This window comes from Pseudomonas sp. SWRI81 (assembly GCF_014268545.1).
GTDB lineage: Bacteria > Pseudomonadota > Gammaproteobacteria > Pseudomonadales > Pseudomonadaceae > Aquipseudomonas > Aquipseudomonas hamedanensis.
Genome location: NZ_JABWQS010000042.1, coordinates 24,865 through 49,264, shown reverse-complemented (window position 1 = coordinate 49,264; position 24,400 = coordinate 24,865). Strand labels below are relative to the sequence as shown.

The window sequence follows — 24,400 nt, the reverse complement described above, 5'->3', positions numbered from 1 at the left end:
CAACGACATGCAACTGATCTGGCTGCGCAGCGACTTGCGCCAACACGACAACACTGCCCTGGCGGCCGCCGCAGCGCGCGGCCCGACCGTGGCCGTGTACCTGTTGAGCCCGCAGCAATGGCTGGAACATGACGATGCGCCGTGCAAGGTGGATTTCTGGCTGCGCAACCTGCGCCAGCTGAGCCACAGTCTCGGCGCGCTGAACATCCCGCTGTTGATTCGCAGCGCAGCGCACTGGGACCAGGCGCCGGCAGAACTGCTCAAGCTCTGCCGGCAATTGGAGATCGAAGCGGTTCACGTCAATGAGGAATACGGCGTTCATGAAAGCCGTCGCGATGAAGCCGTGGCCGAAACGTTGCGGGCCGAGGGCATCGAATTCCACAGTTATCTGGATCAGTTGCTGTTCAAACCCGGCACCGTACTGACCAAGACCGGCACTTACTTTCAGGTCTTCAGCCAGTTCCGCAAAGTCTGCTACGAACGCCTGCACCGTTCGCTGCCGTCACGGGTCAAGGCACCGGGCAAACAGGCTGCGCTGAACATCGCCAGCGATGCGATTCCCGACGCCGTCAAAGGCTTCGCCACGCCGAGCGAATCGCTGCGCGCATTGTGGCCGGCCGGCGAAGAAGAAGCGCGACGCCGTCTCGATACGTTCACCGATGCGCAGATCGACTATTACCAGAGCGAACGCGACTTCCCGGCCAAGCCCGGCACCAGCCAGCTCTCGCCTTATCTCGCCGCCGGGGTGATCTCGCCACGCCAGTGCCTGCACGCCGCGCTGCACAGCAATCAGGGCGAGTTTGAAAGCGGCAAGGTCGGCGCGGTCACCTGGATCAATGAACTGCTGTGGCGCGAGTTCTACAAACACATCCTGGTCGGCTATCCGCGAGTTTCGCGGCACCGCGCCTTCCGCCCGGAAACCGAAGCCCTGGCCTGGCGTAACGCGCCGGAAGATTTAAAGGCCTGGCAAGAGGCGCGCACCGGTCTGCCAATCATTGACGCAGCGATGCGCCAATTGCTCGAAACCGGCTGGATGCACAACCGCCTGCGCATGGTGGTGGCGATGTTTCTGACCAAAAACCTGCTGATCGACTGGCGCGAAGGCGAACGCTTTTTCATGCGCCACCTGATCGACGGCGATCTGGCGGCGAACAACGGCGGCTGGCAATGGAGCTCGTCGACCGGCACCGACTCAGCGCCGTACTTCCGCATTTTCAACCCGGTCAGCCAGTCGGAAAAGTTCGACGCCGAAGGCGTGTTCATCAAGCACTGGCTGCCGGAACTGGCTGGGCTCAACAAGAAGCAAGTACACAACCCGGCCAGCGCTGGAGGGCTGTTCGGCGTAGCGGATTATCCGGCGCCGATCGTCAACCTCGGCGCTTCACGCGACCGCGCGCTGACGGCGTTCAAGAATCTGCCGTCGCGCCAGCCTGCCGGAGCCGTCAATGAGTGAATTCCTGCGCAGCTTCGCCCGGCAATTTTCCGGGTTGAACAAAGACAACCTGCATCGCCTAGGCGAGCTGTACAGCAGCGACATTCATTTCACCGATCCACTGCATGAAGTGCAGGGTCTGGCGCAACTGCAAGATTACTTCACCGAGTTGTACGCCAACGTCAGCGATCTGCGTTTCGATTTTCACGGTTTCGACCAAATTGCCGACGGTGAGGGTTACCTGCGCTGGGTCATGAGTTACCGCCACCCGCGTCTGGCCGGCGGCCGCGAGATTCGCGTCAACGGCTGTTCGCACCTGCTCTGGCGGGACAAGGTTTATCGCCACCGGGATTATTTCGATGCCGGGGCGCTGCTATATGAACACTTGCCAATATTGGGCCGGGTGATTGCCTGGCTGAAAAGGAGAATGGGATGAGTCGTACACCTCCACGGCGTTATTGGCTGACAGGGGCCAGCAGTGGCATCGGCGCTGCATTGTGTGAGTACATCCTCAAAAGCGGCGCGCATCTGGCCGTCAGCTCACGCAACGTTGCGCCACTTAAAGTCCTGTCCCAACGCTATCCGGGACAGGTGCTGGTGGTGCCGGGAGACCTGACCGACAGTCAGACCGTGCGCGAAATCGGTGAGCAGATCACCGAGGCCTGGGGTTCGCTGGACAGCGTGATTCTCAACGCCGGCACCTGTGAATATGTCGACGCCCGCCAGTTCGATGCCTCGATCATCGAACACGTGGTGCGCACCAATCTGCTTGCCAGCAGTTACTGCATCGAAGCCGCCCTGCCCCTGCTGCGCAAAGGCACCGCGCCGCACCTGGTCGGCATGGCCAGCTCGGTGACTTACCTGCCCCTGCCACGGGCTGAAGCCTACGGCGCATCGAAGGCCGGGCTGCGTTATCTGTTCGAATCACTGCGTATCGATCTGGCGGATGAAGGCATTGAAGTCACGGTGATCAGTCCCGGTTTCGTCGAAACGCCGCTGACCGAGAAGAACGATTTCCCGATGCCGCTGAGCTGGCCTGTGGATAAAGCGGCTCGTCACATCTACGCCAAACTCAAGGACCGTCCGCTGGAAATTGCCTTTCCGGCGCTGTTCATGGCGGCGCTGTGGCCGCTGTCGAAACTGCCCGCCCGCGCTCAGCTCGCCATCGGCAAACGCATGGTGCGCAAAAACCCACCGCAGCGAGACCCGATATGAAAATCGCCGTGATTGGCAGCGGTATCGCCGGGCTCACCTGCGCCTACCTGCTCAAGCGCCGTCATGACATTACAGTGTTCGAAGCTGGCGACTGGGTCGGCGGTCATACGCACACCGTGCCGGTCAAGCACCGAGGCCAGGAGTTCGCCGTGGACACCGGGTTCATTGTTTTCAATGACTGGACCTATCCGAACTTCATCCGCTTGCTCAACCAGCTCGGCGTGGCTTTCAAACCGACCGAGATGAGTTTCTCGGTGACCGACCCGGACACCGGTGTGGAATACAACGGCAACAACCTCAACAGCCTGTTCGCCCAGCGCAGCAACCTCTTGTCGCCGGGTTTCTGGGGCATGCTGAAAGACATTCTGCGGTTCAACAAACAAGCCCAGCGTGATCTCGCCGAGTTGCGCATTGGCGCCGATACCACACTCGATGAATACCTGAAGGCTGGCGGTTACGGGGAGCGCTTCGTCCTGCATTACATCGTGCCGATGGGCGCGGCCATCTGGTCGATGCCCATGGCGCAAATGCTCAATTTCCCGCTGCAGTTTTTTCTGCGTTTCTTCAAGAATCACGGCCTGCTGTCCGTCAGCGATCGGCCGCAGTGGCAAGTCATTGTCGGCGGTTCGAGTGCTTACATCGCGCCGCTGACGGCGTCGTTCAAGGGCAATATTCGCCTCAATTGCGCGGTGACTCGCGTCGAACGCAACCAACACGGCGTGGTTATCCACAGCCCGGCCGGCATCGAACATTTCGACAAAGTGGTGTTCGCCTGCCACAGCGACCAGGCCCTGCAACTGCTGGCCATCCCGAGCGATGCCGAACGGGCGATCCTCGGTGCCCTGCCCTATGCCGATAACGAAGTGGTGCTGCACACCGACACCGGCCTGCTGCCGACGCGCAAACGGGCCTGGGCCAGCTGGAACTATCGCCTTGGCGGGCCCGGCCATACCCGCGCGGCGGTGACGTACAACATGAACATCCTGCAGGGCATCGAGACCGACACGACGTTTTGCGTCAGCCTCAACCAAAGCGCGGGCATCGCCCCCGATAAGATCCTCGCTCGCTACACCTACGCCCACCCGCAATACAGCCTCGCGGCGATGGCCGCGCAAAATCGCTGGGCCGAACTCGATGGTGCGCAACACACGCATTACTGCGGCGCGTACTGGGCCAATGGTTTTCATGAGGATGGTGTGGTCAGCGCCTTGCGCGTGGCGGCTTCGTTTGGTGAGACCTTATGAACAGCGCCCTGTATTCGGGCTGGATCGGCCACCGACGCTTCTCGCCCCGTCGCCACCAATTCCGTTACCGGATCGGCCTGCTCTATCTCGACCTGAGCGAGCAGGAGGCCGTGTTGGCCCTGTCGCCCCTGGCCGGTCGCGGTCGCTTTGCGCCGTTTTCGTTCCGCGAAAGCGATTATCTAAAAGCATTTACCGCTCACGGCATGCGCCTGATCGACGCCGTACGCCAGCAGGTCGGCGCGGCCATCGGTCATGAGCCGCAAGGCGCGGTGTGCCTGCTGACCCAGCCACGCAGTTGGGGGCTGGCGTTCAATCCGGTGAGTTTCTTCTACTGCCACGAAGCCGACGGGCAACTGGCGGCGATTGTCTGCGAAGTGACCAATACGCCGTGGCGCGAGCGTTATCACTACGTGCTGCCAGCGCAGACGCCGACCAGCCTGGTGGATTTTCATCAGCATTTCGCTGTGGCCAAGGCGTTTCACGTTTCGCCGTTTTTGCCTCGGGATCTGGAGTACCGCATGAGTTTCAGCCCGGCCGCGCAAACCCTCGGCGTGCACATGGCCGACTGGCAGGGCGACCACAAACTGTTCGACGCCACGCTCAATCTGCGCCGCGAACCGCTCGATCGTCGCAGCCTGCACGGCTATCTGCGGCGCTTTCCGTGGATGACAGCGAAAACCGCCCTGGCGATTTACTGGCAAGCGCTGCGACTGCTGCTCAAGCGCGCGCCGATCTTCGCTCATCAGGCTGCCGACGGCAGCTTCCAAACCGCCTCTGTGCCTCCGAAGGAGCCGCACCATGAAATCCTCTAGCCTGCCGCTCAGTCGCTTGAGCACCAACGGTCTGACCGGCTCGCTGCTGCGCCGTGGCGTGCTGCGCCAGTTGGCGCAGCTCAAACACGGGCAATTGATGGTCGTCGAGGATGGCGAGCAAATGCTCTTCGGCATGCCCGGCAGCGCTCTGCTCGGCGAAGTCCATGTGCTCGATCCGGCGCTGTGGGGCCTGATTGCCAGCAGCGGTTCCATCGGTGCCGGCGAAGCGTTTATCCACGGTTATTGGAGTTCACCGGACCTGACTGCCGTCGTCCGCGTCTTCGTCAGTAATCTCGATGTGCTCGATGCCATGGAAGGGGGGCTGGCGCGCCTTGGTCGGCCATTGGTGCAAGGCTTGCACTGGCTCAACCGCAACACGCGCAAGGGCTCGCAGAAAAACATCGCGGCGCATTACGACCTCGGCAATGAACTGTTTGAGCAGTTTCTCGACCCGACCATGATGTATTCCGCCGGGCAATTCCTCACGCCCACCGACACGCTGGAACAGGCGCAGTTGAACAAACTGGAACGGATCTGCCAGAAACTTGCCCTCCAGCCCAGCGACCACCTGCTGGAAATCGGCACGGGCTGGGGCAGCATGGCGCTCTACGCAGCGCAGCATTATGGCTGCCGCGTGACCACTACCACCCTGTCGAAAGAGCAGTACGCGTTCACCGCCAACCGCATCGAACAACTGGGCTTGCAGGATCGCGTCACCCTGCTGCTCAAGGATTACCGCGACCTCAGCGGCGAGTACGACAAGCTGGTCTCGATCGAGATGATCGAAGCGGTCGGCCATCGCTTCCTGCCGACCTATTTCAAGCAATGCGCGCGCCTGCTCAAGAGCAACGGCTTGATGCTGTTGCAGGCAATCACCATTCGCGAACAGCGCTATGAACAGGCCCGGCGCAGCGTCGACTTTATCCAGCGCTATATCTTCCCTGGCGGCGCCTTGCCCTCGGTGCAGAAAATGCTCGACGTGGTCAGCCGCGACACCGACATGAACCTGCTGCACATGGAAGATTTCGGCCTGCACTACGCCAGGACCCTGCGCCTGTGGCACGAGAACTTTCGCCTGGCCCATGGCCGTTTGAATGAATTGGGCTACGACGATTATTTCCTGCGGCTGTGGGAGTTTTACCTGTGCTACTGCGAGGGTGGCTTTCTCGAACGCACCATCGGCACCGCGCAACTGTTACTGGCCAAACCGGCGGCGATGCCGATGCCTCTGCTCGGCCGCTTCGATGCTTGAGCGTGCGGCCAATGCCGTGCTGTTTCAGCTCGGCTGGCTGGCCTGCGTGCTGGGCGGCAACAGCTTGTGGCTACTGCTGGCCTTGGCGGTGTTGGTGATCCATCTGCGCTGGATCGGCAGTTGGGCGGCGGAGGGCCGTCTGATTCTTTGCGTGGTCATTGTCGGCACGGCGGTGGACGGGGTTTTGCGTTACCTCGGGGTGTTTCGGTTCGAGGATGCTGCGCCACTGATTCCGCTCTGGCTGATGCTGCTCTGGGCGCTGCTGGCCACGACTTTGCGTCATTGCCTTGAATGGAGCGCCCGGCCATGGTGGCTGGCCAGCGGGCTCGGTGCGGTGGGCGGAGCGATGTCCTACTACGGCGGCGGGCGCCTGGCCGGGGTGCAATTCCCCTACGGCGAGGTCGCCACGCTGATCGTCATCGGCCTGCTCTGGGCTCTGCTGTTTCCACTGCTACACGTAATGGCTCGACGCTTGGCGCCTTGAGCGTCCGTCTGCGCGTTCACACCCACAGCGATCACTGCCTTACACTGGCGCCATGAAAACCATTCCTCATACGCAAATCGCCGAACCGGCAGTCACCTGTTCGACCTGCGCCGCGTGCTGTTGCCAGCTCGAAGTGCTGCTGATCACCGACACTGGCGTGCCGGATCGCTTTATCGATACCGATGAGTGGGGCGGCGAAGTCATGCTGCGCCTGGACGACGGCTGGTGCGCGGCGCTGGACCGCGACAGCATGATGTGCACGATCTACGAGAAACGCCCACTGATCTGCCGCGAGTTTGAAATGGGCGCACCGGAGTGCATCGAAGAGCGCCGAGGCATATCTACCGCCTACCGCTGATTTTCGAACACCACAGAAACAACTGTGGGAGCGGCCTTGCTCGCGAATGCGGTGGGTCAGCGCCCTCTGTGCTGACTGACACACCGCATTCGCGAGCAAGGCCGCTCCCACAATGGGATTGCGCGTAGCGACTGATTACAGCGGCATCGAGTAATGCAGTGAATAGCTTTCTACACCATCGTTGTCGCTGGACAGACCGGCGTTGGAATAGTGCGTGGCACGGATTCCGACTTCGTGGCCGCCATTGAAGCGCAGGCCGAAACCGAGACGGTCTTCGAACTGGAAGGAGCCGCCCAGTTTGTTGTCTTCGTATTCGGTGTTGGAGAACAACGCCACGCCGATACCGGCTTCCACGTAAGGTTTAACCGACTGACCGGCAAATTCGTAAACAAACACTGGCGAGAACGACAGGCTGTTGTTGTTGGAAGTCTTGTCACCTTCCCAGTAGGTGTAGGCGCCACTCCAGTAACCGGTCAGGCGGCCGACATCGCTCTGCAGCCAGCTCTTGTCCCAATCGAAATTCATGCCCAGACGATAAGTCATGGTCGAATCGCTGGTCCCGCCCACCGCAAACTCTACGTCCGCAGCCTGTGCAGAAAGACTTTGCCCCATCAGTGCGGCCGCAATCGCGGCCAAGCAGAATAGTCGCTTCACTTTGAAACTTCCTTTTCCGGAACGATCGTTTGGTTTTTAGTGCTTCTGTCACTATAGAAATCTGCGCTTGGTCAGAAGTTCAGCGTTTTTTAGTTATTTCACATTTTTTTTACAAGTCGAAGTTTTGCACATTCGACGCAGTTTGGCCCAGCAACGGTAGGATTTTTCTGAGAGATTGCGGATCAGCGCTGGTCCAGAACTTCACGGGCAGGCTCGGACCGTCCGCGAGCAGATTGCGCTCGGCAAGCAAACGCTGAAGCTGCCGGGCCACGGCGGCTCCGGTGTCGATCAGGCTTATATCGTCGCCGATCATCGACCTGAGCAGCGGCCTGAGGAACGGATAGTGCGTGCAGCCAAGAATGATCGTGTCGCAGCCTTGAGCCAATAATGGCGTGACATAACCTTGCAACAACGTGCGCAGGTCGGCGCTGTGCAAATCGCCGTTTTCAATCCGTTCGACCAGCCCCGGACACGGCTGGGTGATGACTCTGACATCAGCCGCGAAGCGATCAAGCAACGCGGCAAACTTGGCGCTTTGCAAAGTCCCCGTCGTCGCCAGCACGCCGACTACGCCACTGCGCGTGGCCGCTGCGGCGGGTTTGACCGCCGGTTCCATGCCGACAATCGGCCAGTCGGGATAGTCGCGACGAAGATCGGCGACGCCCGCCACTGTCGCGGTGTTACACGCCAGCACCAGCGCCTTGGCGCCCTGCTCGCGGAAAAAAGCAGCCATCACGCTGCAACGCTGACGGATGAACTCCGGGGTTTTTTCACCGTAAGGAATGTGCCCGCAATCGCCGAGATAAAGCAGCGATTCATTGGGCAGCAAACGCTGGATCTCTGCCAATACCGACAAGCCGCCGACGCCGGAGTCGAACACGCCGATCGGCGCTTCACGCATGGCGCGAACCACAGACGCTGCAGCCTGGATCGCGCTTGACCCGCAACTCACGGAAACGCGAACCCAGCGCATCGATCAGCAGCAAGCGGCCAACCAGCGGTTCGCCGAAGCCGACCAGAATTTTCAAGGCTTCCAGCGCCTGGAGGCTGCCGACCAGACCGACCAGCGGCCCGACCACGCCGGCTTCGCTGCAGGTCAGTTCGGCCTCGCTGCCGTGACCATACAGGCAGTGATAACAAGGGCTTTCGGCACGCCGTGGGTCGAACACCGACAACTGCCCTTCCAGGCGAATCGCCGCGCCGCTGACCAAAGGTTTGCGTGCGACAACACACGCGGCGTTGACCGCTTCGCGGGTGGCAAAATTATCCGAACAGTCCAGTACCAGATCCACCGCCGCTACGGCAGCGGCCAGTGAGTCCTCGTCCAGCGCCTGACGATGGGCGATCAGTTGAATCTCGGGATTGATCGCGCCCAGGCGTTTGAGCGCCGAGTCGACTTTGCTCAGACCGACGCTGTCGGTGTCATGAATAACCTGGCGCTGCAGGTTGGTCAGGTCGACCGTATCGAAATCCGCCAGATGCAACTCGCCCACGCCCGCCGCCGCCAGATACAGGGCCACCGGCGCGCCAAGTCCGCCGAGGCCGACAATCAACACCCGACTGGCCTTGAGCTTCAACTGGCCGTCAATGTCGATGTGTTGCAGCAGAATCTGCCGGCTGTAGCGCAGCAACTCCTGATCATTCAGCACGGCAGGCGCCCCAGACTGATGCGCTGATGGCCGCCCAGATCGGTACGGCTGTGAACCTCTTCAAAGCCACGGCTCAGCAACAGATCCCGCACAGCCTGGGCCTGATCATAGCCGTGCTCGAGCATCAGCCAGCCGCCGGCCTGCAGATAATCCGGCGCCTGGGCGACGATCAGGCGCAAATCGTCGAGGCCGTCCTCCCCTGCGATCAGTGCGCTGGCCGGTTCGAAGCGCACGTCACCTTCGATCAGATGCGGATCGGCCGCGGCGATGTAGGGCGGGTTGCTGATGATCAAGCCAAAGCGTTGGCCTTCAAGTGCACTGAACCAATGGCTGCTGAGCACCGTGACGTTATCCAATTGCAGGCGCTGGCGATTGCGTTCGGCCAGGGCCACGGCTTCGAGCACACGATCCACGGCGGTGACTTTCCACGCCGGACGCTCACTGGCCAGGGCCAGAGCGATGGCGCCGCTGCCGGTGCCGAGGTCAAGCACCGTTGCCGGGGTTGCTGGCAACAGTTCCAGCGCCGCCTCCACCAGCAACTCGGTGTCCGGGCGCGGAATCAGCGTATGCGGCGCGACTTCCAGGTCGAGTTTCCAGAAACCTTGCTGGCCGAGGATATACGCCACCGGCTCACCACTGCGGCGCCGTTGCAGGTACTCGGCAAAGGTCAGCGCCGCTTCGCTCGGCACAATGCGCTCGGGCCACGTATGCAGAAAACTGCGCGACTTGCCCAAAGCGGCGGCAAGGAGCAGTTCAGCGTCCAGGCGCGCAGTGGGCGAGTCCGGCAGCTCGGCGGCGCGCAACAGGCTGGCAATGATGGTCATTTATTCACCTATCGCGGCGAGTTGGTCAGCCTGGTATTCGGCCAGCAACGGCTCGATTACGGCCTCCACGCCGCCGGCGAGAATTTCATCAAGCGAATACAGCGTCAGGTTGACCCGATGGTCGGTGACCCGGCCCTGAGCGAAGTTGTAGGTGCGAATCCGCTCGGAGCGATCGCCGGAGCCGACCAGCAACTTGCGCTCGCTGGCGATGGCGTTGGCCGCCGCAGCAGTCTGCTGATCGTTGAGCTTGGCCGACAGCCACGCCATCGCCCGGGCACGGTTCTTGTGCTGGGAACGTTCTTCCTGGCACTCGACGACGGTGCCGGTCGGGATGTGGGTGATGCGGATCGCCGAATCGGTCGTGTTGACGTGCTGACCACCGGCCCCGGAGGAGCGGAAAGTGTCGACGCGCAAATCCGCCGGGTTGATCTCGATGGCTTCCCGTTCGTCCGGCTCGGGCAACACCGCCACGGTGCAGGCCGAGGTGTGGATACGGCCCTGGGATTCGGTGGCGGGTACACGCTGTACGCGGTGCGCGCCGGATTCGAATTTGAGCTTGCCGTAAACGTTGTCGCCTTCAATGCGGGCGATGACTTCTTTATAGCCACCGTGCTCGCCTTCGTTTTCCGAGAGGATCTCCACCCGCCAGCCTCGGCGCTCGGCGTAGCGTGAGTACATGCGGAACAGGTCCCCGGAAAAGATCGCCGCCTCGTCGCCACCGGTGCCGGCGCGGATCTCGAGAAACACGTTGCGGCCGTCGTTGGGATCCTTGGGCAGCAGCATGCGTTGCAGATCAGACTCCAGCGTGACCAGCAACTCCTTGGCTTCGCGGACTTCTTCCACAGCCATTTCACGCATGTCGGGGTCGTTGTCCTTGAGCAGCGCCTGCGCGCCTTCAAGATCGCTTTGTACGCCGAGCAGCTTTTTATAGCCGGCCACTACAGGCTCCAGTTCGGCATACTCCTTGGAATACGCGCGGAATTTGGCCTGATCGGAAATGACTTCGGCGTCGCCGAGCAGCGCGGTCAGTTCCTCGAAACGGTCCTGGAGAATGTCCAGCTTGTTGAGCAGTGACGCTTTCATTGCGGTTTTTTATCCGAAAAACTATCCGGTGAGCCCTCAAGGGCAAAGAGTTCCTGGGCCATGGCCAGCGCATCGAGGCGGCCTTCGGCAGACAGCTTTTTCAGTTGCACGCTGGGCGCATGCAAGAGTTTGTTGGTCAGGCCACGGGCCAATTGGCCCAGCACGTCTTCGGCGTTGCCGCCGTTGGCCAGCAGGCGCAGGGCCTTCTGCAATTCTTCGTCGCGCAGCCGTTCGCTCTGTTGACGATAGGCCTTGAGCACGTCAACCGCCGCCAGCTCGCGCAGGCGCACCATGAAATCGTCGGCGCCGACCGAGACCATCTCCTCCGCCGCCTGGGCTGCGCCCTGACGACTCTTGAGGTTTTCGGCGACCACTTCGTGCAGATCGTCGACGCTGTAGAGGTAAACGTCGTCGAGTTCGCCGACTTCCGGCTCGATGTCCCGGGGCACGGCAATGTCGACCATGAAGATCGGCTTGTGCTTGCGCAGCTTCAACGCGCTTTCCACCGCGCCTTTGCCGAGAATCGGCAACTGACTGGCGGTCGAACTGATGACGATGTCGCTGCGCACCAGTTCCGCGGGGATGTCCGACAGCAGCACCGCGTGGGCACCAAACTGTTCGGCCAACTGACTGGCGCGCTCCAGCGTACGGTTGGCGACGACGATGCGCTTGACCCCCAGTTCATGCAAATGGCGGGCGACCAGCGTAATGGTCTCGCCAGCGCCGATCAGCAGGGCCTGGCTGCGCTGCAAGTCGCTGAAAATCTGTTTCGCCAGGCTGACCGCGGCGAACGCCACGGAGACCGGGTTTTCGCCGATGGCCGTGTCGGTGCGCACCTGCTTGGCCGCATTGAACGTCGCCTGAAACAGCCGTCCCAGCAGCGGGCCGATGGTGCCGGCCTCGCGGGCCACGGCGTAGGCCGACTTCATCTGGCCGAGAATCTGCGGTTCGCCCAACACCAGCGAGTCGAGTCCTGCGGCGACGCGCATCATGTGACGAACGGCCGCATCGTCTTCATGCACATAAGCACTGGCCCGCAGCTCTTCGAGGCTCAAATGGTGATAATCGGCCAGCCAGCGCAGCACGGTATCGGCCGACAGCTGATCCTGTTCTATATAAAGCTCACTGCGATTGCAGGTGGAGAGGATCGCAGCTTCGCGGCTGTCGGTCAGTCGGCAGAGCTGTTGCAGAGCCTCCACCAGTTGCTCAGGCGTAAAGGCCACGCGCTCGCGCACGTCTACTGATGCAGTCTTGTGGTTGATACCGAGTGCAAGGAAGGCCATTCAAGGTCGCTGATGGTGACGTGAAGCCGGCAATTGTCCTACTTCGAAAGATTCAGAACAACTACCGCTGACTATTGTCCCAATCGTCAGCCCCTATAATGGCCACAATTGAGTCTCGGTTATGTTTGGCCGAAGGCTTGTGTCATGATGATCCGACCGCAGGTTAGTCGTCCTCTTCCTATATGAATAGATCTTCCGCGTTGCTCCTCGCTTTTGTCTTCCTCAGCGGCTGCCAAGCCTTGGCCCCCGTTGCGCCGGACGGTACTCCGCCGACCGAAGACACCACGCCCGCGCCTGAAAAACCCAAGGTCTACAGCTCTTTCAGCGAGGAAACCGTGTTCAGCCTGCTGAGCGCCGAACTCGCCGGTCAGCGCAATCGTTTCGACATTGCCCTGGACAACTACGTGACCCAGGCCATCAACACGCAGGACCCGGGTGTTTCCGAGCGCGCCTTTCGCATCGCCGAATACCTGGGCGCCGATCAACCGGCCCTCGACACCGCTCTGATCTGGGCGAAAAACGCTCCGGACGACCTCGAAGCGCAACGCGCCGCCGCCGTGCAACTGGCCCGCGCCGGGCGTTACGACGACTCCATGGTCTACATGGAAAAAGTCCTGCAGGGCAAGGGCGACACCCATTTCGATTTCCTCGCGCTGTCGGCCGCCGACACCGATCAGGAAACCCGCAACGGCCTGATGAAAAGCTTCGACCGTTTGCTGCAACGGCACCCGAACAACAATCAACTGATTTTTGGCAAGGCTTTGCTCTTGCAGCAGGACGGCGACAATCAAGGCGCCCTGACGCTGCTCGAAGACAACCCGCCGGAAGACGGCGAAGTTGCCCCGATTTTGCTGCGCGCGCGTCTGCTGCAAGTGTTGAACCGTGGCGACGAAGCGCTGCCGCTGTTGCAGAAAAGCATCAAAAAATACCCGGACGACAAGCGCCTGCGCCTGACCTATGCGCGCATGCTGGTCGAGCAGGACCGGATGGATGACGCCAAGACCGAGTTCTCCAGCCTGGTTCAGCAGTACCCGGAAGACGACGAATTGCGCTACTCCCTCGCGCTGGTGTGCCTGGAAGCCAAGGCCTGGGAAGAAGCCAAAGGCTATCTGGAAGACCTGATCGCGCGCGAAAGCCATGTCGATTCGGCGCACCTGAACCTGGGGCGCATTGCCGAAGAGCGTAACGACCCGCAAGGCGCGTTGATCGAATACGCGCAGGTCGGTCCGGGCAACGACTATCTGCCGGCGCAACTGCGTCAGGCCGATATCCTGATGAACAACGGCAAAACCGCTGAAGCACAAAGCAAACTGGCCGCCGAACGTGACGAGCAGCCTGATTATGCGATCCAGCTGTACCTGATCGAGGCGGAAACCCTGTCGGCCAACAAGCAAGAAGCCAAAGCCTGGCAAGTTTTGCAGCAGGCCCTGCAGAAATACCCGGACGATCTCAATCTGCTGTACACCCGGGCGATGCTCGCAGAAAAACGCAATGACCTGGCGCAGATGGAAAAAGACCTGCGCCTGATCATCAAGCGCGACCCGGACAACGCCATGGCACTCAACGCGCTGGGCTACACCCTGTCCGACCGCACCACCCGCTACGCTGAAGCGAAAACGCTGATCGAGCAGGCCCACCAGATCAACCCGGAAGACCCGGCCGTACTCGACAGCCTCGGCTGGGTGAATTACCGCTTGGGCAATCTGGACGACGCGGAGAAATACCTGCGCCAGGCGCTCGAGCGTTTTCCTGATCACGAAGTGGCCGCGCATCTGGGCGAAGTGTTGTGGGCCAAGGGCAATCAACGCGAAGCCAGACAAGTGTGGGGCAAGTTCCTCAAGGATCAGCCCGACAGCACCATCCTGCGCAGCACCATCAAGCGCCTGACCGGATCCGAGACTCTTTAACTCATGTTTTTGCGCCACGTTATTGTTTTCAGCTTTATCGCCCTGCTCGCCGGTTGCGCGGGTTTCGGCGCCCGTGAATCTGTCGAAGGCCACGGCAGCCCGGCCCAGTGGGCGGCGAACAAACAACAACTGACCGGCCTCGATGGCTGGCAGATCGACGGCAAGATCGGCATCCGCGCGCCAAAGGATTCCGGCAGCGGCACACTGTTCTGGCTGCAACGCCAGGATTACTACGACATTCGTTTGTCCGGCCCATTGGGTCGCGGCGCGGCACGCCTGACCGGTCGTCCGGGCAAGGTATCGCTGGAAGTCGCCAACCAGGGCCGCTACGAATCGCAGTCCCCGGAAGCCCTGCTGGAGGAGCAACTGGGCTGGAAACTGCCAGTGTCGAATCTGGCCTGGTGGGTCCGTGGCCTGCCAGCGCCGGAAAGCAAAAGTCGCCTGAATCTGGACGCCGACAGCCGCCTGGCCAGCCTCGAACAGGATGGCTGGAAAGTCGAGTACACCGCCTACACCCAGCAGAACGGCTACTGGCTACCCGAGCGTATAAAGCTGCACGGCACTGATCTTGACGTCACGCTGGTGATCAAGACCTGGCAACCGCGCAAGCTGGGGCAATAACCCATGGCCGCTGCACGACTGACCCTGCCTTCGCCGGCCAAACTCAATTTGATGCTGCACATTCTGGGTCGCCGCGAAGACGGTTATCACGAGTTGCAGACGTTGTTTCAGTTCCTCGATTACGGCGATGACATCACCTTTGCCGTGCGCGATGACGGGGTGATCCAGCTGCACACCGAATTCGCCGGCGTGCCCCACGACAGCAACCTGATCGTGCGCGCAGCGAAAATGTTGCAGCAACAGTCCGGCTGCGCGCTGGGCATCGATATCTGGATTAACAAAGTGCTGCCCATGGGCGGCGGTATCGGCGGCGGCAGTTCGAACGCGGCCACGACCTTGCTCGGCCTCAACCATCTCTGGCAACTGGGTTGGGATGAAGATCGCCTGGCCGCTCTGGGCTTGTCACTGGGCGCTGACGTACCGGTTTTCGTCCGTGGCCATGCGGCGTTTGCCGAGGGCGTGGGCGAGAAACTGACCCCGGTCGATCCCGAAGAACCGTGGTATCTGGTGCTCGTGCCGCAAGTCTCTGTAAGTACGGCAGAAATTTTTTCCGATCCTTTGTTGACACGTAACACGCCGCCCATTAAAGTGCGCCCCGTTCCCGAGGGAAACAGTCGAAATGACTGCTTGCCGGTGGTTGCAAGGCGTTATCCAGAAGTACGTAACGCATTGGATTTGTTAGGTAAATTTACCGAAGCAAAGCTCACCGGAACTGGAAGTTGTGTGTTTGGGGGCTTCCCAAGCAAAGCTGAAGCTGATAAAGTCTCGGCCCTTCTGACAGAGACCCTTTCAGGGTTTGTAGCAAAAGGAAGCAACGTTTCGATGTTGCATCGCAAGCTGCAAAGTCTGCTCTAAAGGAATCAAGTGCCAGGCACTTGAAGCAACAGATACAGGGGCGTCGCCAAGCGGTAAGGCAGCAGGTTTTGATCCTGCCATGCGTTGGTTCGAATCCAGCCGCCCCTGCCATTTTCTCTACTCATCCAGGTTACCCTCAGCCTCTAGGTACTGCGCGTGTCCAAGATGATGGTCTTTACGGGGAACGCTAACCCCGATCTGGCTCGGCGTGTTGTACGTCAGCTGCATATCCCTCTCGGTGACATCTCTGTCGGCAAGTTTTCCGACGGCGAAATTACAGCCGAGATCAATGAAAACGTTCGCGGTAAAGACGTTTTCATTATTCAGCCGACCTGCGCTCCGACAAACGATAACCTGATGGAACTGGTAGTGATGGCTGACGCCTTCCGCCGCTCCTCGGCTACTCGTATCACTGCTGTTATTCCTTATTTTGGTTATGCCCGTCAGGATCGCCGTCCGCGTTCCGCACGTGTGGCCATCAGCGCGAAAGTCGTCGCTGACATGCTTACCGTAGTCGGCATCGACCGTGTTCTCACGGTTGATCTGCATGCTGACCAGATTCAGGGCTTCTTCGATATTCCGGTAGATAACATCTACGGCTCCCCGGTTCTGGTGGATGACATTGAAGATCAGCGCTTCGAAAACCTGATGATCGTATCCCCGGACATTGGTGGCGTCGTGCGTGCACGTGCCGTGGCCAAGTCGCTGGGCGTTGATCTCGGGATCATCGACAAACGCCGTGAGAAAGCCAATCACTCTGAAGTGATGCATATCATCGGTGATGTCGAAGGGCGTACCTGTATTCTCGTCGATGACATGGTCGATACCGCCGGCACTCTGTGCCACGCGGCCAAGGCCCTGAAAGAGCATGGCGCAGCCAAGGTCTTTGCCTACTGCACACACCCTGTGCTGTCGGGCCGGGCCATCGAGAATATCGAAAATTCCGTGCTGGACGAGCTGGTGGTCACTAACACCATCCCGCTGTCCGCAGCAGCACAAGCCTGTGCACGTATCCGTCAACTGGATATCGCACCGGTTGTTGCCGAAGCGGTTCGCCGCATCAGCAATGAAGAATCGATCAGCGCGATGTTCCGTTAAGGGCCCTGCCCTTCACGAAATGTCTCGTTGACGAAAAGCGCCCCGCCCCGGCATACCTGTCGGGGCGGGGCTTTTTTGCCCATACCGTGTTCGGCGCTGGTCGCAAACGCCACTCGGTCATGGCTATTTTGGAGATACACAATGAACGATTTTACTCTGAATGCTGAAGTGCGTTCCGACCTGGGGAAAGGTGCGAGCCGCCGCCTGCGTCGTCTCGCAAGCCTGGTTCCAGCTGTAGTTTACGGTGGCGAAAAAGCCCCTGAATCCATCAGCATGCTGGCCAAAGAAGTTGCCAAACTGCTCGAAAACGAAGCGGCTTACAGCCACATCATCGAGCTGAACGTTGGTGGCACCAAGCAAAACGTCATCATCAAGGCACTGCAGCGTCACCCGTCCAAAGGCCACGTGCTGCACGCTGACTTCGTACGCGTTGTTGCCGGCCAGAAACTGACCGCCATCGTTCCTGTGCACTTCATCAACGAAGCTGCTCCAGTGAAGAAAGGCGGCGAGATTTCGCACGTTATCGCTGAAATCGAAGTGTCCTGCCTGCCGAAAGATCTGCCTGAATTCATCGAAGTCGACCTGGCTGACGCTGAAATCGGCTCGATCATTCACCTGTCGGACCTCAAAGCTCCTAAAGGCGTTGAGTTCGTTGCTCTGGCACACGGCGATGACAAGGCTGTTGCCAACGTCCACGCTCCCCGTGTTGCTCCAGAAGCTACCGAAGAAGGCGCAGCAGAGTAATTCACTCTGTATAGCCTGAGTGAGCAAGTAACATCGCGGACTGGAACGTAGCGAGAAAGCGGGCGAGAACGCGAAGTTTACATCCATGGTAAATGAGCATTTTTCGTCCACTTTCGCCGCTTTCCCTGATCGCGGCGATGTTATCCACCACTCCAAGGAAGGGCCCCTATCGTGACTGCCATCAAACTGATCGTTGGCCTGGGTAATCCAGGCGCTGAATACGAACAGACCCGGCATAACGCAGGGGCCCTTTTTGTTGAGCGCATCGCCCACGCACAGAATGTGAATCTGGTGGCCGATCGCAAATATTTCGGCCTGACCGGGCGCTATTCGCATCAGGGTCAGGATGTTCGTCTGCTGATTCCCACCACCTACATGAACCGCAGCGGCCAGGCCGTGGCGGCACTCGCCGGTTTCTTCCGCATCCAGCCTGAAGAAATCCTCGTGGCGCACGACGAACTCGATCTGCCTCCGGGCGTTGCCAAGCTCAAGCAAGGCGGCGGCCATGGCGGTCATAACGGGTTGCGCGACATCATTGCGCAACTGGGCAATCAGAACACGTTCTACCGCCTGCGGCTTGGCATTGGCCACCCGGGCGTCGCCAGTATGGTTTCAAATTTTGTCCTGGGTCGTGCGCCACGCGCCGAACAGGAAAAACTCGATGCCAGCATCGATTTTGCCCTCGGCGTGCTGCCGGATATCCTCGCCGGTGAATGGAACCGCGCGATGAAAAACCTGCACAGCCAGAAGGCCTGACTCTACTCCGAGGGGAAACACCATGGGATTCAATTGCGGCATCGTCGGCCTGCCTAACGTCGGCAAGTCCACCCTGTTCAACGCCCTGACCAAGTCCGGTATCGCGGCCGAGAACTTCCCCTTCTGCACCATCGAGCCGAACAGCGGCATCGTGCCGATGCCGGATCCGCGTCTGGAAGCACTGGCGGCCATCGTCAATCCGAAGCGCATCCTGCCGACCACCATGGAATTCGTCGACATCGCAGGCCTCGTCGCTGGCGCCTCGAAAGGCGAAGGCCTGGGCAACAAGTTCCTCGCCAACATCCGCGAAACCGATGCCATCGCTCACGTCGTGCGCTGCTTCGAAGACGACAACGTGATCCACGTCTCCAACAGCGTCGACCCGAAACGCGACATTGAAATCATCGATCTGGAACTGATTTTCGCCGACCTCGACAGCTGCGAAAAACAACTGCAGAAAGTCGCGCGCAACGCCAAGGGCGGTGACAAGGATGCAGTGGTTCAGAAAGCGCTGCTGGAGCAACTGATCGCGCATTTCACCGAAGCCAAGCCGGCACGCAGCCTGATGAAGAACATGAGCGCGGATGAGAAAGCCGTGATCAAGGGCTTCCACCTGCTGACCACCAAACCGGTCATGTACATCGCCAACGTCGCTGAAGACGGTTTCGAGAACAACCCGCACCTGGACGTGGTTCGTGCCATCGCCGAAGAAGAAGGCGCCATGGTCGTTCCGGTCTGCAACAAGATCGAAGCGGAAATCGCCGAGCTCGATGACGGCGAAGAAAAAGACATGTTCCTCGAGGCCCTGGGCCTGGAAGAGCCTGGCCTGAATCGTGTGATCCGCGCCGGCTACGAAATGCTGCACCTGCAGACCTACTTCACCGCCGGTGTCGAAGAAGTCCGCGCCTGGACCGTCAAAGTCGGTGCCACCGCGCCACAAGCCGCTGGCGTGATCCACACCGACTTCGAAAAAGGCTTTATCCGCGCTGAAGTCATCGCCTACAACGACTTCATCCAGTACAAAGGCGAAGCCGGTGCGAAAGAGGCCGGCAAATGGCGCCTGGAAGGCAAGGATTACATCGTCAAGGACGGCGACGTGATGCACTTCCGCTTTAACGTCTAAGCGACAGCCGCCCAAGAAAAAGCCGCGTTTGATACGCGGCTTTTTTGTGCCTGAAACATTCTCCGCCACACCGCATTCCCACTGTAGGAGTGAGCCTGCTCGCGATAGCGGTGTATCAGATATATATTTGTTAACTGACACACCGCTATCGCGAGCAGGCTCACTCCTACAATTGGTCTGTGTGGGGTCAGGCCTTTTTGGTACGCGGCAAGAAGATCGCCAACACGCCAAACAGCGGCAGAAACGAACACAGGAAATACACGTACTCAATCCCGTGCACATCCGCCAGATGCCCGAGCAGCGCCGCGCCAATCCCGCCAAAACCAAACATCAGTCCGAAGAAAATCCCGGCGATCATCCCGACATTCCCCGGCACCAGTTCCTGCGCATACACCACGATGGCGGAGAACGCCGAGGCCAGGATGAAGCCGATCACCACGCTGAGAATGCTGGTCCAGAACAGATCGACGTGCGGCAGGATCAGCGTAAACGGCGCCACGCCGAGGATGGAAAACCAGATCACGGCCTTGCGCCCGATCTTGTCGCCAATCGGCCCGCCGAAAAACGTGCCCGCAGCCACCGCGCCCAGGAACAGGAACAGGTGCAGCTGCGAACTGGCCACCGACAGGTCGAACTTCTCGATCAGGTAGAAGGTGAAGTAACTGGTGAAACTGGCCATGTAGAAGTACTTGGAGAACACCAGCAAGCCCAGCACCACCAGCGCACTGGTCACCCTGCCCTTCGACAATCCGTGCGTCGCCGCCTGTCCGGCCTTGAGCTTGAACAGGTTCAGGTGATTGGCATACCAGCGGCTGATGCGGTACAGCACGAACAATGCAAACACGGCGAATAGACCAAACCACGCCACATTGCCTTGGCCGAAGGGAATGATGATCGCCGCCGCCAGCAACGGGCCGAACGCGGAACCGGCATTACCGCCGACCTGAAACGTCGACTGCGCCAGGCCATAGCGCCCGCCCGATGCCAGCCGCGCGACCCGCGACGCTTCCGGGTGAAAGGTCGATGAGCCGATACCAATCAACGCCGCTGCCAGCAGAATCAACGGGAAGCTGCCAACTACCGACATCATCAGAATGCCGATCAAGGTACACACCGTACCCGCTGGCAGCAGCCAGGGTTTCGGATGCCGATCGGTGTGATAACCGACCCACGGCTGTAACAGCGACGCGGTCAACTGGAAGGTCAAGGTGATCAGGCCGACCTGGGTGAACGTCAAGCCATAGTTAGCCTTGAGCATCGGGTAGATCGACGGCAGCACCGACTGGATCAGGTCGTTGATCAAATGCGCCAGCGCCACCGCGCCGATGATGCGCATTACCAGTGGACTGCTTTGGGGAGCAGCGGTCGCCGAGGCAGCGGCGGTCTGAACGTTGCTGATAGCCATGGAAATTTCCGGACAGCAGAGAATTGCCCGCAGGCAGGTACGTCAATGTGCCATTTTTCGGTGCGTGAGCGCCATCCCCTTAGGCAGCTAACTAACTGGCTGGCCGCCGACAAAAAATGATAGCGCAACGCCATGGTCTGAATCTTGCCTTGCTTCTGCCCTTGAACACGATCGCCTTACAAAGGCGCTCGACAATGGGAAGTTTCGCTACAGAGCCGGCCTACAGAGCGGGCACAGGTGAACTTTCGAGGCCTTTTAGAGGGCACGGTCGTGGGCGAGAAGCTCGCGATGCACGCCAATGGTGCGTGGTGTCCAGAGGAGTCATGAGGCATGCAGGCTTTCCTTTCACCGGGGATCAAATTGCTGGGGCGGTTTGGCTTCGCGCGTAAATTCCAGATGTTGTTTCTGCTGTTCATTCTGCCGTTGGCCGGCAGCCTGTTGATGATCGGCCAGGACTATAAAGAGAAGCTCAACCTGATTTCTGGCGAGCGCGCCGGGGTGCGTCAATTGCTGGCGCTGGATGCGCTGGACAACCTGCTCGCCGCTCAACGTGACCGCGCCGCCCGCTGGCGCGCCACGGAAACCAATCGCCAGCCGACACCGGCCACTCTTGCCGCCATGGCCGCGTTCGACGGCGTGCAACCGGCGGTGCTGCAAGCCACCACCGACCTGGGTAACGCGCTGAACCAGGAAGGCGCCGAGGGCGAAACCCTCGCGCGCTTTCAAGCGCTGCAATCGGCGCTCAAGAGTCTGGATTCGAAAAGCCTCAGCGGTGTTGGCTGGTGGCCGGACGGTTACGACCGTTTCACCAATGCCCTGGGCGCACTGCAAGCCTTGCGCGAGCAGATTGTCATGGACAATCGCCTGACGCTGGCGCCGTGGCTGGAAACCTACCTGCTGACGCAAATCTCCACGCAACACGCGCCGGACCTGATCGAGCGGGTCGGTCGCCTCGCGGCAGTCGGTCAGGCCTCGGTCGTCTCCGGCCAGTTCACCTTGCAGAGCCGCTTGCAACTGCGCGACCTGCGCAGCCGCATCGGCGACGCCCGCGAGCAACTGGTGAAAACGGCGGGGCTGCTGGAAGCGCGTCTGCCAGCCGATCTGCAAGCCTGGGCCAGCCAATACCACGACAGCCTCAAACACCTCGACAGCGGCCTGAAGGTACTCGACGACGGCGTGTTCGGCGGCAGCATTAACCTGAAACCGGAAGACTTCGAACGTAGCCTCGATGCGTTGCTCACTGATCTGGCATCCCTGCGCCAGCAATCGCTGGTAGCGCTGGATCAGCGGCTTGATGCCTATCACGGCACGGCGATCCGCCAGTTCATCCTTGTTGCCGTGATCTTCGGCTGTTTGCTGCTGGCCGCGCTGTACCTGTTCGTCTGCCTGCAGGCATCAATCCGCCGCAGCGCCAGCGGCATCACCCTGCTCGCCGAAGCCTTGCGCGACGGCAACCTGAGCCTGCAAGTGCCGGTGATGGGTCGCGATGAATTGGCGGCGATCAGCACAGCGCTCAACGTTGCCGTGGTGCAACTGCGCAGCAGCATGCTTGGCGTCGATCACGAGACTTCGCAGTTGAGCAATGCTGTGCGCAGCCTCAACCAACACTCCAGCGGCGCCCTCGGCGAAGTCGAGGCGCAGCAGTTGCAGATCAGCCAGATCGCCGCTGCCGCCACGCAATTGGCCGCCACCTCGCAAGGCGTGGCGCAAAGCTGCGAACAGGCGTCCGGCAGCGCCCAGCACACCCGGCGTATCGCCGCAGACAGCAGCCGCGACAGCCAACGCACAACGGCGAGCATTCAGCAACTCAATCAGCGCCTCAACGACACTGCCGCAGCGCTGGGCCGGGTCAGCGAGCAAGGCCAGCAGATTCAACTGGTCGTGGACACCATTCGCGGCGTCGCCGAGCAGACCAACCTGCTCGCACTCAACGCTGCCATCGAGGCCGCACGCGCCGGTGAACAGGGACGCGGTTTTGCCGTGGTCGCCGACGAAGTGCGCAGCCTCTCGCAACGCACTCAATCGTCTACCGCTCAGATTGCGGGCACCGTCGACAGCCTGCGCGCCACGGTCAACGAAGCCGTGAGCCTGATGGAAGCCGCTTGCGGCCAAGCGCAATCCGATGCCGAAGCGGTCACCGGTCTCGGCGAACGCCTGGGGGAAATCGCCAGCGCGGTACAGAGCGTCACCGACACCCTGGCGCAGATCGCCACGGCCGTTGAAGAGCAGGCGAGCACCGCTGATGAGGTCAGCGGCAATATCCAGCAGGTCGATCAAGCGGCGGTGCGTTTGCTCGAAGGCGCGCGCGCCGTGAACCTCGCGGCGGACACCTTGAGCCAGGGCAGCCAGGCCCTGAGCGCCAATACCGCCAGATTCCAGCTGCGCTGACGCCCTCCCCGGCCCCGATTTTCGGGGCTTGAGGATAAGCGGTTGAAAACAGGAAGAAATATTTTTGATTTACGCTTGACGCTTTATCATTTCAGGGGAATAATGCGCGCCACTTGGCTACATAGCTCAGTTGGTTAGAGCATAGCATTCATAATGCTGGGGTCCGGGGTTCAAGTCCCTGTGTAGCCACCAAGTACTAAAAAACGGCTTACCGAAAGGTAGGCCGTTTTTTTATGCCTTGAGAAAAATCTTTCCCGAGCTTACTCCTACAGCTCAGATCGGCCGCTTCACGTCAGCAGACCGAATTGACGCATTTCTCAAGAAGAAAATTATAGGAAAAATATCCGATCAGCGTACGAAACGGATATTTCGTAAATTACACCACCTGCGACGCTGTGCTTTGATTCCCCATATGACCGACAATCCACCATGGTTCGATTCAACGCCGTCAAAGGAAGAATCGGATGCCTTTGCACGAATACATTCTTAACGATGGCAGCTTTCTAGGGAGCTGCGACTGTGATGCTTGGTTAAGGCTATGCTGGGATGGAACAAGGCGGAGCGTGCGCCTTTCGTCATCAAACGGCGCCCACTTGCGACATTTCTCCCCACCAGAAATGGGCAGGGAATTGCAGAAATTCATGCGACAACAGAAATCAAGGGATAGGGATCGCTCATGAAAAAACCATTGATTGAACCGCGGTTTGTCGGCGCTCGATTTGATGGGCACACTATCCCGCTTGAGCTTCTTAAGGACATATCTGTTCTGGAGGAATTCGTAATAGCGGTTGCCAAGTGGATATTCGTGCAAAACAACGTTCGCATTAGGGCGCCAAAAGGATTTACAGACCCGCTTTCCATTGGTCTCTCTGAAGTCAAGGACGGTAGCGCGATACCTGGCATTACTATTGATTACATTGACGACTCAGCCGGCCTATTTCCCGCAGCAAATGAGGATTACTTTTTCCGCGCTGTTCAAGCCATCGGGGGAGCGATCAATGCCGCCGAGCATAACGAACCTATCACTGATCACCTTCCTGCAAATCTGCTTGGCTATTTTGACAGATTTGGAAGGGGGCTTAGGGAGGGAGAGGTTCTGGAGTTTTTCCCGGGAAAAGATCGCCCTGCACGGCTCACAAAGCTAACTCGCCGACGTCTGTTACTCGCATCGCAGAACGAGGTACTCACGGACGAATAACAGTTCGCGGCCTCG

The 24,400-nt window shown here is 59.9% G+C and carries 24 protein-coding genes and 2 tRNA genes; 19 read left to right on the top strand and 7 right to left on the bottom strand.

Going from position 1 to position 24,400, the window contains the following annotated elements:
• Nucleotides 1-7: 7 nt before the first annotated feature.
• The 8 genes from phrB to HU765_RS21705 are packed head-to-tail and all read left to right on the top strand — an operon-like array spanning nt 8 to nt 6,797.
• Nucleotides 8-1,453: a deoxyribodipyrimidine photo-lyase gene (gene phrB / locus HU765_RS21740; protein WP_186622866.1), complete on the top strand. Its 1,446-nt coding sequence runs from the start codon at nt 8-10 to the stop codon at nt 1,451-1,453.
• On the top strand, nt 1,446-1,868 hold the full coding sequence (locus tag HU765_RS21735) for a nuclear transport factor 2 family protein (RefSeq protein ID WP_186622864.1): 423 nt from the start codon (nt 1,446-1,448) through the stop codon (nt 1,866-1,868). The genes phrB and HU765_RS21735 overlap by 8 nt, the downstream gene beginning before the upstream one ends.
• Nucleotides 1,865-2,647: an SDR family NAD(P)-dependent oxidoreductase gene (locus HU765_RS21730; RefSeq protein ID WP_186551174.1), complete on the top strand. Its 783-nt coding sequence runs from the start codon at nt 1,865-1,867 to the stop codon at nt 2,645-2,647. Before HU765_RS21735 ends, HU765_RS21730 begins: the two co-directional genes overlap by 4 nt.
• On the top strand, nt 2,644-3,891 hold the full coding sequence (locus tag HU765_RS21725) for an FAD-dependent oxidoreductase (RefSeq protein ID WP_186622863.1): 1,248 nt from the start codon (nt 2,644-2,646) through the stop codon (nt 3,889-3,891). Before HU765_RS21730 ends, HU765_RS21725 begins: the two co-directional genes overlap by 4 nt.
• Nucleotides 3,888-4,703 (top strand): DUF1365 domain-containing protein, encoded by an 816-nt coding sequence (locus HU765_RS21720; protein WP_186622862.1) that lies wholly within the window; start codon nt 3,888-3,890, stop codon nt 4,701-4,703. The genes HU765_RS21725 and HU765_RS21720 overlap by 4 nt, the downstream gene beginning before the upstream one ends.
• Nucleotides 4,690-5,955 carry a cyclopropane-fatty-acyl-phospholipid synthase family protein gene (locus HU765_RS21715; protein ID WP_186622861.1) on the top strand — a complete coding sequence of 422 codons (1,266 nt, stop codon included), beginning with the start codon at nt 4,690-4,692 and terminating at the stop codon, nt 5,953-5,955. The genes HU765_RS21720 and HU765_RS21715 overlap by 14 nt, the downstream gene beginning before the upstream one ends.
• Complete coding sequence (locus HU765_RS21710; protein ID WP_186622860.1) at nt 5,948-6,439, top strand: DUF2878 domain-containing protein; 492 nt, start codon at nt 5,948-5,950, stop codon at nt 6,437-6,439. Before HU765_RS21715 ends, HU765_RS21710 begins: the two co-directional genes overlap by 8 nt.
• Before the next feature lie 52 nt (nt 6,440-6,491).
• Nucleotides 6,492-6,797: a YkgJ family cysteine cluster protein gene (locus tag HU765_RS21705; protein ID WP_186622859.1), complete on the top strand. Its 306-nt coding sequence runs from the start codon at nt 6,492-6,494 to the stop codon at nt 6,795-6,797.
• Nucleotides 6,798-6,932: 135 nt separating this feature from the next.
• Here the strand turns inward: HU765_RS21705 and HU765_RS21700 are convergent, their stop codons facing one another.
• From HU765_RS21700 to hemA, 6 genes are all read right to left on the bottom strand, one after another.
• A complete protein-coding gene (locus tag HU765_RS21700) occupies nt 6,933-7,451 on the bottom strand; it encodes an acyloxyacyl hydrolase (RefSeq protein ID WP_186622858.1) in 519 nt (172 codons plus the stop codon).
• Nucleotides 7,452-7,560: 109 nt separating this feature from the next.
• Nucleotides 7,561-8,352, bottom strand: coding sequence for a glutamate racemase (gene murI / locus HU765_RS21695; RefSeq protein ID WP_186622856.1), 792 nt, complete (start codon nt 8,350-8,352; stop codon nt 7,561-7,563).
• Nucleotides 8,345-9,100 (bottom strand): molybdopterin-synthase adenylyltransferase MoeB, encoded by a 756-nt coding sequence (locus tag HU765_RS21690; protein ID WP_186622854.1) that lies wholly within the window; start codon nt 9,098-9,100, stop codon nt 8,345-8,347. Before HU765_RS21690 ends, murI begins: the two co-directional genes overlap by 8 nt.
• A complete protein-coding gene (gene prmC / locus HU765_RS21685) occupies nt 9,094-9,924 on the bottom strand; it encodes a peptide chain release factor N(5)-glutamine methyltransferase (protein WP_186622852.1) in 831 nt (276 codons plus the stop codon). Before prmC ends, HU765_RS21690 begins: the two co-directional genes overlap by 7 nt.
• Nucleotides 9,925-11,007, bottom strand: coding sequence for a peptide chain release factor 1 (prfA, locus tag HU765_RS21680; RefSeq protein WP_186551164.1), 1,083 nt, complete (start codon nt 11,005-11,007; stop codon nt 9,925-9,927).
• Nucleotides 11,004-12,290, bottom strand: coding sequence for a glutamyl-tRNA reductase (gene hemA, locus HU765_RS21675; protein ID WP_186622849.1), 1,287 nt, complete (start codon nt 12,288-12,290; stop codon nt 11,004-11,006). The genes prfA and hemA overlap by 4 nt, the downstream gene beginning before the upstream one ends.
• 182 nt (nt 12,291-12,472) lie before the next feature.
• Between hemA and HU765_RS21670 the strand changes: the two genes are divergently transcribed.
• The 8 genes from HU765_RS21670 (at nt 12,473) to ychF (ending at nt 19,394) form a co-directional block, all read left to right on the top strand.
• Nucleotides 12,473-14,197: a tetratricopeptide repeat protein gene (locus tag HU765_RS21670; RefSeq protein WP_186551162.1), complete on the top strand. Its 1,725-nt coding sequence runs from the start codon at nt 12,473-12,475 to the stop codon at nt 14,195-14,197.
• A 3-nt stretch (nt 14,198-14,200) separates the two neighbouring features.
• The gene (gene lolB / locus HU765_RS21665; RefSeq protein WP_186551161.1) at nt 14,201-14,818 is read left to right on the top strand and encodes a lipoprotein insertase outer membrane protein LolB; all 618 of its coding nucleotides are present in this window, start codon (nt 14,201-14,203) and stop codon (nt 14,816-14,818) included.
• Between the two features lie 3 nt (nt 14,819-14,821).
• A complete protein-coding gene (gene ispE, locus HU765_RS21660) occupies nt 14,822-15,673 on the top strand; it encodes a 4-(cytidine 5'-diphospho)-2-C-methyl-D-erythritol kinase (protein ID WP_186622847.1) in 852 nt (283 codons plus the stop codon).
• Nucleotides 15,674-15,709: 36 nt separating this feature from the next.
• Nucleotides 15,710-15,784 (top strand) — tRNA-Gln (locus HU765_RS21655).
• Nucleotides 15,785-15,829: 45 nt separating this feature from the next.
• Nucleotides 15,830-16,771, top strand: a complete 942-nt coding sequence (locus HU765_RS21650) for a ribose-phosphate pyrophosphokinase (protein WP_003171603.1) — start codon at nt 15,830-15,832, stop codon at nt 16,769-16,771.
• 141 nt (nt 16,772-16,912) lie between these two features.
• A complete protein-coding gene (locus tag HU765_RS21645; RefSeq protein WP_186551159.1) occupies nt 16,913-17,515 on the top strand; it encodes a 50S ribosomal protein L25/general stress protein Ctc in 603 nt (200 codons plus the stop codon).
• 171 nt (nt 17,516-17,686) lie between these two features.
• A complete protein-coding gene (gene pth / locus HU765_RS21640) occupies nt 17,687-18,271 on the top strand; it encodes an aminoacyl-tRNA hydrolase (RefSeq protein ID WP_186530541.1) in 585 nt (194 codons plus the stop codon).
• A gap of 22 nt (nt 18,272-18,293) precedes the next feature.
• Nucleotides 18,294-19,394: a redox-regulated ATPase YchF gene (gene ychF, locus HU765_RS21635; protein WP_186551158.1), complete on the top strand. Its 1,101-nt coding sequence runs from the start codon at nt 18,294-18,296 to the stop codon at nt 19,392-19,394.
• A 187-nt stretch (nt 19,395-19,581) separates the two neighbouring features.
• Here the strand turns inward: ychF and HU765_RS21630 are convergent, their stop codons facing one another.
• A complete protein-coding gene (locus tag HU765_RS21630) occupies nt 19,582-20,799 on the bottom strand; it encodes an MFS transporter (RefSeq protein WP_186551157.1) in 1,218 nt (405 codons plus the stop codon).
• A 330-nt stretch (nt 20,800-21,129) separates the two neighbouring features.
• Here HU765_RS21630 and HU765_RS21625 point away from each other — a divergent pair, with 330 nt between their 5' ends.
• From HU765_RS21625 to HU765_RS26925, 3 genes are all read left to right on the top strand, one after another.
• Nucleotides 21,130-23,187, top strand: a complete 2,058-nt coding sequence (locus HU765_RS21625) for a methyl-accepting chemotaxis protein (protein WP_186622846.1) — start codon at nt 21,130-21,132, stop codon at nt 23,185-23,187.
• A 115-nt stretch (nt 23,188-23,302) separates the two neighbouring features.
• Nucleotides 23,303-23,379, top strand: a tRNA-Met gene (locus HU765_RS21620).
• Nucleotides 23,380-23,863: 484 nt separating this feature from the next.
• Complete coding sequence (locus HU765_RS26925; RefSeq protein WP_238344749.1) at nt 23,864-24,385, top strand: hypothetical protein; 522 nt, start codon at nt 23,864-23,866, stop codon at nt 24,383-24,385.
• The last annotated feature ends 15 nt before the right edge of the window (nt 24,386-24,400 follow it).

What these genes read in the sequence shown, in the direction of transcription:
- prmC (WP_186622852.1), bottom strand. Translation starts at nt 9,924, where the DNA reads ATGACCATCATTGCCAGCCTGTTGCGCGCCGCCGAGCTGCCGGACTCG.
- HU765_RS21715 (WP_186622861.1), top strand. Translation starts at nt 4,690, where the DNA reads ATGAAATCCTCTAGCCTGCCGCTCAGTCGCTTGAGCACCAACGGTCTG.
- HU765_RS21630 (WP_186551157.1), bottom strand. Translation starts at nt 20,799, where the DNA reads ATGGCTATCAGCAACGTTCAGACCGCCGCTGCCTCGGCGACCGCTGCT.
- hemA (WP_186622849.1), bottom strand. Translation starts at nt 12,290, where the DNA reads ATGGCCTTCCTTGCACTCGGTATCAACCACAAGACTGCATCAGTAGAC.
- murI (WP_186622856.1), bottom strand. Translation starts at nt 8,352, where the DNA reads ATGCGTGAAGCGCCGATCGGCGTGTTCGACTCCGGCGTCGGCGGCTTG.
- phrB (WP_186622866.1), top strand. Translation starts at nt 8, where the DNA reads ATGCAACTGATCTGGCTGCGCAGCGACTTGCGCCAACACGACAACACT.
- HU765_RS21710 (WP_186622860.1), top strand. Translation starts at nt 5,948, where the DNA reads ATGCTTGAGCGTGCGGCCAATGCCGTGCTGTTTCAGCTCGGCTGGCTG.
- ispE (WP_186622847.1), top strand. Translation starts at nt 14,822, where the DNA reads ATGGCCGCTGCACGACTGACCCTGCCTTCGCCGGCCAAACTCAATTTG.
- prfA (WP_186551164.1), bottom strand. Translation starts at nt 11,007, where the DNA reads ATGAAAGCGTCACTGCTCAACAAGCTGGACATTCTCCAGGACCGTTTC.
- HU765_RS21670 (WP_186551162.1), top strand. Translation starts at nt 12,473, where the DNA reads ATGAATAGATCTTCCGCGTTGCTCCTCGCTTTTGTCTTCCTCAGCGGC.
- HU765_RS21725 (WP_186622863.1), top strand. Translation starts at nt 2,644, where the DNA reads ATGAAAATCGCCGTGATTGGCAGCGGTATCGCCGGGCTCACCTGCGCC.
- HU765_RS21645 (WP_186551159.1), top strand. Translation starts at nt 16,913, where the DNA reads ATGAACGATTTTACTCTGAATGCTGAAGTGCGTTCCGACCTGGGGAAA.
- lolB (WP_186551161.1), top strand. Translation starts at nt 14,201, where the DNA reads ATGTTTTTGCGCCACGTTATTGTTTTCAGCTTTATCGCCCTGCTCGCC.
- ychF (WP_186551158.1), top strand. Translation starts at nt 18,294, where the DNA reads ATGGGATTCAATTGCGGCATCGTCGGCCTGCCTAACGTCGGCAAGTCC.
- HU765_RS21705 (WP_186622859.1), top strand. Translation starts at nt 6,492, where the DNA reads ATGAAAACCATTCCTCATACGCAAATCGCCGAACCGGCAGTCACCTGT.
- HU765_RS21625 (WP_186622846.1), top strand. Translation starts at nt 21,130, where the DNA reads ATGCAGGCTTTCCTTTCACCGGGGATCAAATTGCTGGGGCGGTTTGGC.
- HU765_RS26925 (WP_238344749.1), top strand. Translation starts at nt 23,864, where the DNA reads ATGAAAAAACCATTGATTGAACCGCGGTTTGTCGGCGCTCGATTTGAT.
- HU765_RS21735 (WP_186622864.1), top strand. Translation starts at nt 1,446, where the DNA reads ATGAGTGAATTCCTGCGCAGCTTCGCCCGGCAATTTTCCGGGTTGAAC.
- HU765_RS21730 (WP_186551174.1), top strand. Translation starts at nt 1,865, where the DNA reads ATGAGTCGTACACCTCCACGGCGTTATTGGCTGACAGGGGCCAGCAGT.
- HU765_RS21720 (WP_186622862.1), top strand. Translation starts at nt 3,888, where the DNA reads ATGAACAGCGCCCTGTATTCGGGCTGGATCGGCCACCGACGCTTCTCG.